Annotated in this window: 10 protein-coding genes; 4 read left to right on the forward strand and 6 right to left on the reverse strand. The window is 72.3% G+C overall.

Annotated elements, in window-relative coordinates:
• The first annotated feature begins 27 nt into the window (after window positions 1-27).
• Complete coding sequence (locus ABEA87_RS00880) at window positions 28-1,023, forward strand: DUF2267 domain-containing protein (protein WP_345625097.1); 996 nt, start codon at window positions 28-30, stop codon at window positions 1,021-1,023.
• A gap of 21 nt (window positions 1,024-1,044) precedes the next feature.
• On the opposite strand, the gene ABEA87_RS00885 is transcribed toward ABEA87_RS00880, so the two are convergent.
• The 4 genes from ABEA87_RS00885 to ABEA87_RS00900 all read right to left on the reverse strand — a co-directional run bounded on the left by ABEA87_RS00885 (window position 1,045) and on the right by ABEA87_RS00900 (window position 4,925).
• Window positions 1,045-1,506 (reverse strand): MarR family winged helix-turn-helix transcriptional regulator, encoded by a 462-nt coding sequence (locus ABEA87_RS00885; protein WP_345625098.1) that lies wholly within the window; start codon window positions 1,504-1,506, stop codon window positions 1,045-1,047.
• On the reverse strand, window positions 1,503-2,948 hold the full coding sequence (locus tag ABEA87_RS00890) for an MFS transporter (protein WP_345625099.1): 1,446 nt from the start codon (window positions 2,946-2,948) through the stop codon (window positions 1,503-1,505). Before ABEA87_RS00890 ends, ABEA87_RS00885 begins: the two co-directional genes overlap by 4 nt.
• A 262-nt stretch (window positions 2,949-3,210) precedes the next feature.
• On the reverse strand, window positions 3,211-3,996 hold the full coding sequence (locus ABEA87_RS00895) for an ABC transporter permease (protein WP_345625100.1): 786 nt from the start codon (window positions 3,994-3,996) through the stop codon (window positions 3,211-3,213).
• On the reverse strand, window positions 3,993-4,925 hold the full coding sequence (locus ABEA87_RS00900) for an ABC transporter ATP-binding protein (RefSeq protein ID WP_345625101.1): 933 nt from the start codon (window positions 4,923-4,925) through the stop codon (window positions 3,993-3,995). Before ABEA87_RS00900 ends, ABEA87_RS00895 begins: the two co-directional genes overlap by 4 nt.
• Before the next feature lie 172 nt (window positions 4,926-5,097).
• Between ABEA87_RS00900 and ABEA87_RS00905 the strand changes: the two genes are divergently transcribed.
• Window positions 5,098-6,141 (forward strand): threonine ammonia-lyase, encoded by a 1,044-nt coding sequence (locus ABEA87_RS00905; protein ID WP_345625102.1) that lies wholly within the window; start codon window positions 5,098-5,100, stop codon window positions 6,139-6,141.
• A 79-nt stretch (window positions 6,142-6,220) separates the two neighbouring features.
• On the opposite strand, the gene ABEA87_RS00910 is transcribed toward ABEA87_RS00905, so the two are convergent.
• Complete coding sequence (locus ABEA87_RS00910) at window positions 6,221-8,326, reverse strand: S9 family peptidase (RefSeq protein ID WP_345625103.1); 2,106 nt, start codon at window positions 8,324-8,326, stop codon at window positions 6,221-6,223.
• Window positions 8,327-8,399: 73 nt separating this feature from the next.
• On the opposite strand from ABEA87_RS00910, the gene ABEA87_RS00915 reads away from it, so the two are divergent.
• On the forward strand, window positions 8,400-10,040 hold the full coding sequence (locus tag ABEA87_RS00915; RefSeq protein ID WP_345625104.1) for an FAD-linked oxidase C-terminal domain-containing protein: 1,641 nt from the start codon (window positions 8,400-8,402) through the stop codon (window positions 10,038-10,040).
• Window positions 10,037-11,308 (forward strand): FAD-binding oxidoreductase, encoded by a 1,272-nt coding sequence (locus ABEA87_RS00920; RefSeq protein ID WP_345625105.1) that lies wholly within the window; start codon window positions 10,037-10,039, stop codon window positions 11,306-11,308. The genes ABEA87_RS00915 and ABEA87_RS00920 overlap by 4 nt, the downstream gene beginning before the upstream one ends.
• Before the next feature lie 234 nt (window positions 11,309-11,542).
• Here the strand turns inward: ABEA87_RS00920 and ABEA87_RS00925 are convergent, their stop codons facing one another.
• On the reverse strand, window positions 11,543-12,292 hold the full coding sequence (locus tag ABEA87_RS00925) for a hypothetical protein (RefSeq protein ID WP_345625106.1): 750 nt from the start codon (window positions 12,290-12,292) through the stop codon (window positions 11,543-11,545).
• Window positions 12,293-12,449 lie beyond the last annotated feature (157 nt).

Below are 12,449 nucleotides of genomic sequence, written 5' to 3' on the forward strand. Positions count from 1 at the left end.
CGCCCGGTGAGCGGGAAAACCGCGTCAATGAGCGACCAGCAAGACGAGAAGCAGATGGAGGGCGACAACCCGAAGCGGCGGGAGTTGGCCCGGCAGGCTCGTGCGCAGGGGCGCCGGCCCAGCCAGGACCGCGTCACCCTCGGCTCGTCGAAACAGATACAACAGTCGCCACAGGGGCAACAGCATGGGCCGGCGCCGGCGGGGGCGCACAAGCCCGCGGCCGAGGCGCGACCGCAGCCGAGCCGACCCGGGCCGGCGCCCTCCTGGCCCCGTCCCGACCCCGAGCTGATCGGGACCGCACCGCCGCCGGAGCCGCTGGTGCTGCGCTACCGGGAGGTGGTCGGCGAGGTCGGACGCCGCATCGGGGTGGACTTCGAAGAGGCGAAATCCGCCGCGGAGGCCGCGGTGACCGTACTGGCCCGGGCGCTGAACGAGCCCGACCGGGAGCGGTTCCTCGACAAGGTACCGGCCGAACTGCACGAGAACTACGCGGTCAACGTGCCGTACCCGCCGCGCGGGGTGGCCGGCTTCGTCGAGGAGGTGGGGCGGATCTCGCACCGTACCCCGGACGTGGCCCGGTACCAGGCACAGACCGTGATCAGCGTGCTGAGCGAGCAGGACAGCGGGTTCATCCAGTCCCTGTACCTGCCGCCCGACCTGCGCGAACTGGTCGAGCCACCGGCGCCGGCCGGCGGTGGGCTGGTTGGGCCGGACGGGCGTACCTCACCGCTGAGCGCGGAGGAGCTGAGCGCCGCGCTGGATCGGCTGCCGTACTGGTCGGGCAACAGTCGGGCGTTGACCCGGACCATCACGCTCCCGCCAGCGAACCTGGATCGGGTGCTGGACATGATCGACGGGGTGCGCCGGGATTTCGGGCGGGGGCCGAAGGTGACCCGGGACGACCCGGAGAACGCCACCCTCGTGGTCCGTACCACCAGCGTCGACGCGGTCACCGCGCCGGACGTGGACCTGGCGCACCGGCTGGACGACGCGATCGACCAGGCCGGCGCCGGGATCACCTGACGGGCGAGCCGGGCCAGCGCGTCAGGCGGCGGTGCCTTCGTCGGGGATGGCGCCCTCCCCGGCGTCGAGCAGGGTGGTGACTATCCGGTTGAGCGCGGCGAGGTCGGCCGCGTCCAACTGGCGCACCGGCTGGGGTGGCTCGTTGAGGATGTCCTCGGCGCGCGCGGCGGCCGCCGTCCCGTCCGGCGTCGCGGTCACGATCTTCGACCGGCGGTCGGTGGGGTGCGCGCTGCGCACGACGAGCCCGCGCCGCTCCAGGTCGTCCACCACCAGCGTGGTGTACGGCGCGTCCGTGCCCAGCCCGGCGGCCAGCTCGCGCATTGTCAGCGGCGCCTCGGCGAGCTTGCGCAGCGCCTTGGCCCGGATGAAACTCATGCCCAGCGCGTCGCAGACCTCCTTGCGGCGGTCGTAGCGATCCATCACCAGGGCGCGCACTGCCCGCCAGGTCTGGGCCTCCAACTCGGCGCGCGGCGGATCGGTCATCGCACGCCCGCCGGTACCCGAGACGGCTCATCGATGAACTCGGCGGCCACCGTCGCCGCGGTCCGGCGCGCCCACCGTCCGGTCGTGACGAAGCCGAGCACCGCCACCACGAGACCACAGCACGTGATGATCCACCACCCGGCGTGGCTGGCGGAGGCGAAGCCCACCTGCAGCGACCCGTGGACCGCCGAGGTGACCACCGAGCCGACCACGGCGATGCCGAGCGACTGGCCGACCTGCCGGCTGGTGGACGCGACGGCCGCCGCGACTCCGGCCTGGGACACCGGCATGCCGGACACCGCGGTGTTGGTGATCGGCGGGTTCAGCAGGCCGAAGCCGATGCCGAAGATGACGTACGAGACGAACAGCAGCGCGATCGACGTGTGCTCGGTCAGGCTGGTCATCACGGCGGCGCCGGCCGCCATCGCGATCCCTCCGACCGCCAGCGGTAGCCGGCCACCGCGCCGGCTGACCATCCGCCCGGCCCACGGCGCGCACAGCGACATCACCACCGCCAGCGGCAGGGTGAGCAGCCCGGCGTCCAGCGCCGAGAACCCGCGCGAGTCCTGAAGGTAGAGCGTGTTCAGGAAGAGGAACGCGCCCATCGCACCGAACCCGGAGATCGCGATCAGGGTCGCGCCGCTGAACGGCGCGCTGCGGAAGAACCGCAGGTCCAGCAGCGGCTCCTGGCGCCTTGGCTCATAGAGCAGCAGACCGATCACCGAACCGACGGCCACCACGAAGCAGCCGAGGATCTCCGGGGAGGCCCAGCCGCGGCCCGGTCCCTCGATGATCCCGTAGGTGAGAGTCGCCAACGTGAGCAGCACCAGCACCTGACCGAACGGGTCGATCCGGCGGCTGCGCGCCGCCCGGGACTCGGGCACGAACATCGCGGTCAGCACGATCGCGGCCACCACCACCGGGATGTTGATCCAGAAGATCGAGCGCCAGCCGACGGACTGGACCAGCAGGCCACCGACCGTAGGCCCGAGCGCGAAGCTGATTCCGACCACGCCGCCCCACACGCCGATCGCGGTGGCGCGCTGGCGCCGGTCGGTGAACACATTGGTGATGATGGACATCGCCACCGGGTTGAGCATAGAGCCGCCGATCGCCTGCAGGATTCTGAACCCGACAAGCGTCCCGATGTTGGGGGCCACGCTGCACAGCAGCGAGCCGACACCGAAGATCACCAGGCCGATCTGGAAGACCCTGCGCCGGCCGACCCGGTCCGCGGTCGACCCGGACAGCATCAGCAGGCTGGCCAGCACCAGGGTGTACGCGTCGATGGTCCACTGCAGCCCCGACACCGACGCGCCCAGGTCGCGCTGAATCGACGGCAGCGCGACGTTCACGATCGTGTTGTCCAGGGAGACGATGAACAGGCTCAGGCAGCAGATCGCCAAGATCAACCACCGGCGACGGTCCGTGACTTCGGGCACCGGGGATCCTCATTAGTTGTACGAATGGAATAGTTGTCAAGCTACAACCAATGTCCGGTGCCGCCCAGTGATCTAACCAACGTGGTGATCTGTCCGACTACGCCGGTCACGGGCAGCTCCTGCGCGGGGCGAGCCTCGGGGCCGACGCGACTCAGGGCGGGCCAGCGGCTTGGGTTTGGGGCCGCGCCCGCGAGTTGGGTATGGGGGCGGGCGCGCGTGAATGTCCCGGGGCCGGGCGTCGGCCCGGCGGATCAGCGGGTCGTCAGACTCGCGCGGTGTCGCGACGGAACAGGCGCATCGCGCCGATGCCGAACAGCGCCGTCCAGATCAGCACGTTGGCCAGCGCGGTCGCGGTGAAGCCGCCCACCAGCGGGGAGCGGGCGATCACACCGACGCCGTAGACCGGGGTGAACTTCGCGATCGACTGCAGCGTGTGCGAGAAGACTTCCAGCGGAACGAAGATCCCACCGAACGCGGCCAGGACGGCCAGCAGCGGGCCGACGAACTGCATCACGTTCTCGGAGGGCAGCAGGAAGCCCATGAACAGCCCGAACGCGGCGAACACCAGCGAGCACAGCCAGGCGGCCAGCCCGGACAGCAGCCACACGTGCGCCGGCATCCGCACGCCGCTCAGCGCGCCGACCACGAACACCACCGCCACCGCGATCAGGCCGAGGACCATGGCGGTGACCAGCTTCATGAGCACATAGGCGACCGGCCGCAGCGGGGTGAGCCGCAGCTGCCGGCTCCAGCCCATGCTCCGTTCGACGGCCACCGCCGCGCCGCCCGAGGTGGTGCCCACCATCGCCCCGTACACCGCCATGCTGATCATGATGTATGCGATGGCGGACTGGCCGCCGAGCTGCTCGTTCTTGTTGGGCAGGCCGAACAGCAGGAAGAACACCGTGGGGAAGATCAGGATGAAGATGAGGGTGCGGCGGTTGCGCAGCACCCGGCGGACCTCCAGCCGCAGCGCGGTGAGGTTGAAGCCGCCCAGCGGCGGAACCTGTCGCGTCTGGGGTGCCGGTGTGGCCGTGGACGACGTCATCGTTGGCTCCCCGCGGTGGCGGTAGGGTTCTGCGAGGCATCGTCGCCGGTCAGCGCGATGAACGCCTCCTCGAGGTTCCTCGAGGTGATTTCCAGGTCCCGAGCGGCGGTCTGGGTCAGCAGGTGCCGCGCCACGCTGTCGGAGTCCGCCGTGCGCACCAGCACGGTGTCGCCGCGCAACTCGACCGTCTCGACCCCGGGCAGCGCCGCCAGTGCCGCCTCGTCGGCGTCGGGCAGGGTGGCCCGGACGATCCGGCCGGCCGCGAGCGCCTTGATCTCGGCGGTCGTGCCGTCCGCGACGATGCTGCCCTGACGGATGAGCACTATCCGGTCGGCGTACGCGTCGGCCTCGTCGAGGTAGTGGGTGGCGAACATGACCGTGCGGCCCCGTTCGGCGTCCCGCCGGATGGCGGCCCAGAACTCGCGCCGGCCCTCGACGTCCATCCCGGCGGTCGGCTCGTCCAGCAGCAGCAGTCGCGGATCCGAGAGCAGGGCGATGGCGAACCTCAGCCGCTGCTGCTGACCGCCGGAGCACTTGCCGACCCGCCGGTCGGCGATATCACTGATGCCGGCCCGCTCCAGCACCTCGGCGACCGGGCGGGCGTGCGAGTACAGCGAGGCCGTGTAGACCAGGGTCTCGGCGACCGTGAAGTCCTTGAGCAGGCCACCGGTCTGCATGACCGCGGACACCTCGCCCCGGGCGATCGCCTCGGACGGCTGCTTGCCGTAGACCCGAACCGTGCCGGCGTCCGGCCTGGCGAGGCCGAGCACCATGTCGATGGTGGTGGTCTTGCCGGCGCCGTTCGGGCCGAGGAACGCCACGATCTCGCCGGACTCGACGGTCAGCGTCACGTCGTTGACGGCGGTCACCGCCCCGAACCGCTTGGTCAGCCGGCGGAGGTCCACCGCGAGCTCTCCATCTGTGGCCACGGGTCCCCCTAGGTGCCGTCCGCTCGCGGCCAGCATAGAAGACGGAGAGCCGCCGGGGAGCCCCTCGACAGTGACCGTTGGCGATGCGGTTTCGCACGACCTGCGGCGGCAGGGCTCCGCCGGCGACGCCGCGTAACGGACGGTGAGGAAGGGTCCTAGTTACCATGGCGGCATGGACCTGATCTCCCTGGACGATGTCAGCCGCGCCGCCGAGGTGCTGGCCGGTGTCGCGGTGCACACTCCGCTGCTGCCCGCGCCGTGGGCCGCGCGAGGACGCCCCGGCGCGCCGGCGATCGGCGACGACGCCGCGGTCGGGGGATCGGCCAGCGGGGGATCGGCCGGCGCGGGCGCCCCGGGCGAGTTCTGGGTCAAGCCGGAGAGCCTGCAGCCGATCGGTGCCTTCAAGATCCGTGGCGCGTACTTCGCGATCGCCTCGCTGCCGGCCGCGCGACGGGCGGCCGGCGTGATCACCCACTCGTCCGGGAACCACGCGCAGGCCGTGGCGTACGCCGCGCGCGCGTTCGGAGTGCCCTGCGTGGTCGTGATGCCGGACGTCGCCGCACCCATGAAGATCGCCGCCACCGAGGCGCTGGGCGCCCGGGTGGTGCTGGTCGCACCGCCGGAACGCGAGCCGGCCACGCTGAAGCTGGCCGCGGCCGAGGGGTATTCGATCATCCCGCCCTATGACCACCCCGACGTGATCGCCGGGCAGGGCACGGTCGGCCTGGAGATCGTCGCCGACCTGCCCGTGGTCGACGTGGTGCTGGTGCCGGTGGGCGGCGGCGGCCTCGCCTCGGGGGTGGCCACGGCGGTCAAGGCGCTGCGCCCGTCCGCGACCGTGATCGGGGTCGAGCCGGAGTTGGCCGCCGACGCGCAGGAGAGCCTGCGAGAGGGCCGGGTGGTGACCTGGTCGACCGAGCGGACCTACCGCACCGTGGCGGACGGGCTGCGCACGCCGACCTCCGAGCTGACCCTGGCACACCTGGCCGCGCGGCTGGACGGCATCATCACGGTGACCGAGGACGAAATCCTGGACACGGTCGGGGCGCTGGCCCGGTCGGCCCGGCTGGTGGTCGAGCCCAGCGGCGCGGTGTCCGTCGCCGCGTACCTGTACCACCGCGCGGAGCTGCCGGCCGGCCGCACCGTCGCGGTCATCTCCGGCGGCAACCTCGACCCCGCGCTGCTCGCCCGTCTCCTCGCGCCCGCCGGCGACTGAGCCGGCCCGCCTAGCCGATCGACCGAGCCGGGCCGGAGCCGAGCCCGGCCGGAGCTGAGCCCGGCCGGGCCGACTGGGCTCAGGAGGCGCTGACCGCGGACCCGAACCGGTCGAGGATCCAGGCGATCACGAACGCCTCTTCCTTCCAGGTGTCGTACCGGCCGGACGGCCCGCCGTGCCCGGCCTCCATCTCGATCTTGAGCAGTACGTCCGAGTTGGGCGAGCGGTCGCGCAGCCGTGCCACCCACTTCGCCGGCTCGTGGTAGAGCACCCGGGTGTCGTTGAGGCTGGTCATCGCCAGGATCGCCGGATAGTCCACAGTGGACAAGTTCTCGTACGGCGTGTACGACTTCATGTACGCGTACACCTCGGGATCCGCCAGCGGGTTGCCCCACTCCTCCCATTCGGTGACGGTCAGCGGCAACGACGGATCGAGGATCGAGTTGAGCGCGTCCACGAACGGCACCTGCGCGACGATGCCGGCGAACGCGTCCGGCGCCAGGTTGGCCACCGCGCCCATCAGCAGGCCGCCGGCCGACGCGCCCCGGGCGACCAGCCGATCGGTCGCCGTCCAGCCCTCCTTGACCAGGTGCCGGGCGCAGGCCACGAAGTCGGTGAAGGAGTTCTTCTTGGCCAGCATCTTGCCGTGGTCGTACCAGGCCCGGCCGAGCTCGCCGCCGCCGCGCACGTGCGCGATCGCGAACACCACCCCACGGTCCAAAAGGGACAGTCGTGCGATGGAGAACCACGGGTCCATGCTCGCCTCGTAGGAGCCGTACCCGTAGAGCACCGTCGGCGCCGAGCCGTCACGGGCGGTACCGCGCCGGCAGACCAGCGAGATCGGCACCCGGGTACCGTCGTCGGCCAGCGCCCACTCCCGGTGCTGCTCATAGTCCTCGGCCCGGTACGGCGCCCCGGACGGCGCGGGGAGCACGGGCTGACGCTTGCGCAGCACCAGCTCACCGCTGCCCAGGTCGCAGTCGTAGATCGAGTCGGGGACGATCAGCGACGTGTAGTGCAGCCGGAAGACGTCGGTGCCGTACTCCGGGTTGGCGCCCGGCTCCACCGAGTACAGCGGCTCGGGGAACCTCATGTCGTACTGGCCGCCGCCGTCCAGGGGCATGACCCGTAGCCCGGTCAGCCCGTCCCGGCGCAGCGACACGACCAGGTACCGGTCGAACGCGTCGACCGACAGCAGCCGGGTACCGGGCTCGTGGTCGATCAGCGGAGTCCACGCACCGGGCGCGTCGACCGGCGTGTACGCGAGCGCGAAGTCCTCCGCGCCGTCGTTGTGCAGGATCAGGAAGCGGTGGCCGTGATGCTCGACCGCGTACTCGACGCCCTGCCGGCGGGGCGCGACCACGACCGGGGTGGCCATCGGCTCGGCGGCCGGGATGAAGCGCACCTCGGAGGTGAGCTTGCTGGCCGCGTCGATGAAGATGAACCGCTCCGAGCGGGTCAGCTCCACGGATACCCAGAACTTCTCGTCGGGCTCCTCGTACACCACCTGGTCGGCGTCGGCCCCGGTACCCAGCACGTGCCGCCAGACCCGGTACGGTCGCCAGCTCTCGTCGACGGTCAGATAGAACAGCGTCGACGCGTCGGCCGACCAGGCCGAGCCGTAGAACGTGTCGGGGATCCGGTCGTGCAGCACCTCGCCGGTGGACAGGTCCTTGACCTGCAGCGTGAACCGCTCGTTGCCGGCGAAGTCGGTGGAGTAGGCCAGCCAGCGCCCGTCGGGCGACACGTCGGAGGTGCCGAGCGCGAAGAAGTCGTGCCCCTGCGCCAATTCGTTGCCGTCGAGCAGGATCTCCTCGCCGGGCAACGGGGCGCCGTCGCCGGTGGCCGGCGGGTCGACCTCCCCGGGGGCGGCCGGGCGCCGGCAGAAGATGCCGTACTGCTGCCCCTCGACGGTGCGGCTGTAGTACCAGTACCCGCCCTTGCGCGACGGTACCGACAGGTCGGTCTCTTGGGTACGGGCCTTGATTTCGCCGAACACCGTCTCCCGCAGCCCGGCCAGGTGCCCGGTCCTGGCCTCGGTGAACTCGTTCTCCGCGGTCAGATACGCGATGGTGTCCGGATCCTCCTTGTCGGCGAGCCAGAAGTACTCATCGACAACGGTGTCGCCGTGCTGCACGCGCTCGCGCGCGACCTTCTTCGCGACCGGTGGTTGAGAACTCGTCACGAGCGCAGAGATTACCCGTTCGGCCCCATGTCAAGCGCTGACACCGGGGGTCGCACACTCGTACGATGTGGCTGTGACGCTCGCCATGGTGGCTCAGCGGCTCCGTCGTGACCTCGGCGACGCTGCGGTCATCACCGATCTGGCCACCCGGCGCACCTACGAGTGCGACGGCCTCACGCCCTACCGCTGCACTCCGGGCCTCGTCGTGCTGCCCGAGGAGGCCAGCGGCGTGCGGGCCGCGATGCTGGCCTGCCGGGACGCCGGGATGCCGTTCTCGGCCCGGGGCTGCGACACCGGCCTGTCGGGCCGCGCCCTGCCGGAGGCCGACGGTGTGCTGATCGTGACCTCGCGGATGCGCCGGATCATCGAGATCGACCTGCGCAACCTGCGGGCCGTGGTCGAGCCGGGCGTGGTGAATCTGGCGATCACCCGCGAGGTGGCCCCGGGCGGCTACTTCTACGCGGGGGACCCGTCCAGCCGGCGGATCTGTTCGATCGGGGGCGACGTCGCGGAGAATTCGGGCGGCGCGCACTGCGTGAAGTACGGCTTCACGGTGCACCACGTGACCGGCCTGGAGGTGTGCACGCCCGGCGGCGAACTGGTCCAGATCGGCGCGGGCACGGCCGCCCGGTCACCCGGGTACGACCTGACCGGCGTGTTCGTCGGCGCCGAGGGCACGCTCGGTATCGCCACCAAGATCGCGGTCAGGCTGCTGCGCGCCCCCGAGGCGGCGTGCACCATTCTGGCCGCGTTCGACCGCGTCGAGCGGGCAGGTGCCGCGGTCAGCGCCATCATCGCGGCCGGCATCCAGCCGGCCGCCGCCGAGATCATGGACGCGCTGGCCATCGAGGCCGCCGAGGCGGCGGTGCACTGCGGGTACCCGGCCGGGGCGCGGGCACTCTTGATCATCGAGCTGGACGGCCCGGCGGTGGAGGTCGAGGCGGAGACGGCGGCGGTGACCGAGCTGTGCGCCGAGGCGTTCGAGATCCGTACGGCGGACGATCCGGCGCGCCGCGCGGCGATCTGGAAGGGCCGCAAGTCGGCGTTCGCGGCGGTCGGCCGGATCAGCCGCGACTACCTCGCGCAGGACGCGGTCATCCCGCGCGCCGCGCTGGCCGAGGTGCTCGGCGAGATCGACGCGTTGGCCGGCGCGGCCGGCCTCCGGGTGGCCAACCTCTTCCACGCCTGCGAGGGCAACCTGCACCCCCTGGTGCTCTACGACGGCCAACTGCCGGGCGCGCGAGAGCGGGCCGAGTGGGTCTCCGGCCAGATCCTGGACCTGTGCGTGGCCCGCGGCGGCTCGATCTCCGGTGAGCACGGCGTGGAGGTGGACCGGTCGGCGACGTTGTTCCGCATGTTCTCCGCCGACGATCTGGACACCATGCGCCTGGTCCGGTCCGCGTTCGATCCGGACGGCCTGGCGAGTCCAGGGAAGGTCTTCCCGGCGCCGGGGCTGTGTGCCGAGCGTTCCCCGGTCGCCCTCGCCCCTCGGCCGAACGCCGGTCCCGGCAGAGCCGGCAGGGACAACAGGCCCGGCGGGGCCTGGGGCCGCAACGGTGCCGGCGGCAGGCACGGGATCGGTGAACAGCGCCGGATCGACCACCATGGTGGGATTGGAGACCAGCCCGCGATCGAAGACCAGGGCGGGATCGGGGACCAGCCCGGGTTCGGGGACCAGCCCGGGAACGGTGAGAGCGACGGGACGCCTGAATGAGCCTGGACGTGCTGGGGGAAGCGGCGGGAATGGCACGGAAGGCCGGCCCGGCCGACGCCGTCGGCGGGTGCCCCGCGCGGTTCGTCGCCGCGCCGGGCCGGGTCGACCAGCTCGCGGTGCTGCTCGGCCGCTGCGCCGGCGAGGGGCTGACGGTCGTGGCGCGCGGGGACGGCAGCAAGCTCGACTGGGGCGGGCGCCCGGCCGGCGTGGACGTCATCGTGGACACCGCGAAGCTCGCCGGGGTACACGCGCACTCGACCGGTGACCTCGTGGTCACGGTCGGCGCCGGGACCCCGCTGCACGCCCTGCAGGCCGCCCTGGCGCCCTCCGGCCAGCGGCTCGCCCTCGATCCCGGCTCGGTCGAGGCCACCGTCGGCGGGATGCTCGCCACCAACGAGGCCGGCCCGCTGGCGCACACCTACGGCGCGCCGAGAGACCTGCTGATCGGCGTGCAGTTCGTGCGTGCCGACGGCACCGTGGCGCGCTCGGGCGGCAAGGTGGTCAAGAACGTCGCCGGCTACGACGTGGGCAAGCTGCTCTGCGGCTCGTACGGCACGCTCGGCGTGATCACCGAGGCCACGTTCCGGCTGCACCCGCTGCCGATCGAACGCGTCATGCTGATCCGGTCGGTGTACACCCCCAGCGAGGTCGACGGTCTGGTCACCGCGCTGCTGGGCTCCGGGCTGGCACCGACCGCGGTCGAGGTCGACCTGCCGTCGTCGGTCGACCGTCCGGTGCCCCGCCAGCACGGCGGGAACGGACCGGCCCTCTCCGGCACGCTGGCCGTGCTGTTCGAGGGTTCGGCGGTGGGGGCGCGGGCCCGTGCCCAGGCCGCGGCCGGGCTGATCGGCGGGGTCGTCGTTCCCGGCGACGACGCGCCGGACTGGTGGGGCCGGTACCCGTTCGGCCTCGACGACGTCGGCCTGCGCCTGTCGGTACCGGTGGCCAACCTGCCCGCCGCCATCTACGCGCTCGGCGACGCGGCCGGCGGGCCGGTGCCCGTGCGCGGAGCCGCGGGGATCGGCGTGGTGCACGCCGCGCTGCCCGGGGACCTCCCGGCCGCACGAGTGGCCAACATTCTGGACGCCGTACGCCGGGTGCTGCTCGCCCGGGGCGGGTCCTGCGAGGTGCTGTGCGCACCCGAACATCTGCGCGGGGAGTTGGACCTGTGGGGTCCGGTACCGGGGATCGAGCTGATGCGCGAGATCAAGGAGCGGTTCGATCCGCGGCGGACGCTGTCACCCGGCCGGTTCGTCGGAGGTATCTGACGGCGGCCCTATCGCTCATTCCTGACAAGTCCGTCTCAGGTTGATCGGGGTCGCTCATCCGTATCTGGCGTGATATCCACCACGATTACGCAGCGTTGTCTTTCGCGGGGATACGGGTCGCGGGCAAGGTGAGCCTCGGGTGCCTCATGGCGCCCGCGCTCTGGCGGAGCAGCAGCCGCCGGGACCCCGTCGAAGGGAGCCTGCTGTGCCCGCTCACCGCCGTTATGTTCCTGCTCACCGGCGGCTCGGCCGTCGGTCCGGGCGGGTCATCGATCCGGTCACCGCAGGCCCTGCCGTCGCGATGGACGACGCCGTCACCGATCCGACCCTTCGCCCTGTCACCGGGGAGTTCGACCAGGGACTGGCCCCGGTCGGCGGCCGGCGTGCCATCCGCTCGACCCTGATCGTCGCCCTGGTCGTCACCGGCATCATCGGCGCCGGTGGGGGCGGCGGGTTCGCCATCGCGTACCTGGGCTCCGACCCGGGTACCACGCCGGCCTCGCTGAGCGTCGACGGGCATGCCCCGCGGTCGAACCGCGATCTCGGCCGTACCGACTCGGCCACCGCCACGGGTTCGGCGAGCGCGTCCGCGTCGCGGTCGGCGGCCCGGCCCTCGACACCGGCGGCTCCGCCGTCGCCGTCCGTCACCCCGGCAGCGCCCCCGACGAGCGCGCCCCCGGCCGTGGTCGCGCCGCCCGCGACGACGCCCGTGACGGCACCAGCCACGACCGCACCGGCCACGACCACGCCCGCGACGACCACCGCCCCGGCGAGCCCGTCCACGTCGCCGAGCCCCTCCGGAACACCGAGTCCCTCCGGAACACCGAGCCACTCGGCCTCGCCGAGCCCGTCCGGGTCTCCGACGCCGTCGAAGTCGCCCGATCCGTCGGCGTCGTCGAGTCCGTCGGGGTCGTCGAGCCCGTCGCGGCCGACCAGGAGCCCTCGGCAGCCCCACTCGGCCAACCCGTCGAGGCCGAACGGCAACTGACCCGTATCGCCACGCGCCCGGCCCGCATCGCGGGCCGGGCGCGTTGTTCGTGGGGCCCGTCCCCGGCCCTGGGGCGCGCTGTTTCCGGCCCGTCCCCGGCCCCTGAGCCGCACCCGTCTCCGCGCGTCCCCGAGGTCCGGGCGCACTGTTTGC

This window comes from Rugosimonospora acidiphila (assembly GCF_039543385.1).
Taxonomy (GTDB): Bacteria; Actinomycetota; Actinomycetes; order Mycobacteriales; family Micromonosporaceae; genus Rugosimonospora; species Rugosimonospora acidiphila.

Coding starts and splice junctions, on each gene's coding strand:
- ABEA87_RS00880 (WP_345625097.1), top strand. CDS start 28: ATGAGCGACCAGCAAGACGAGAAGCAGATGGAGGGCGACAACCCGAAG.
- ABEA87_RS00885 (WP_345625098.1), bottom strand. CDS start 1,506: ATGACCGATCCGCCGCGCGCCGAGTTGGAGGCCCAGACCTGGCGGGCA.
- ABEA87_RS00895 (WP_345625100.1), bottom strand. CDS start 3,996: ATGACGTCGTCCACGGCCACACCGGCACCCCAGACGCGACAGGTTCCG.
- ABEA87_RS00905 (WP_345625102.1), top strand. CDS start 5,098: ATGGACCTGATCTCCCTGGACGATGTCAGCCGCGCCGCCGAGGTGCTG.
- ABEA87_RS00920 (WP_345625105.1), top strand. CDS start 10,037: ATGAGCCTGGACGTGCTGGGGGAAGCGGCGGGAATGGCACGGAAGGCC.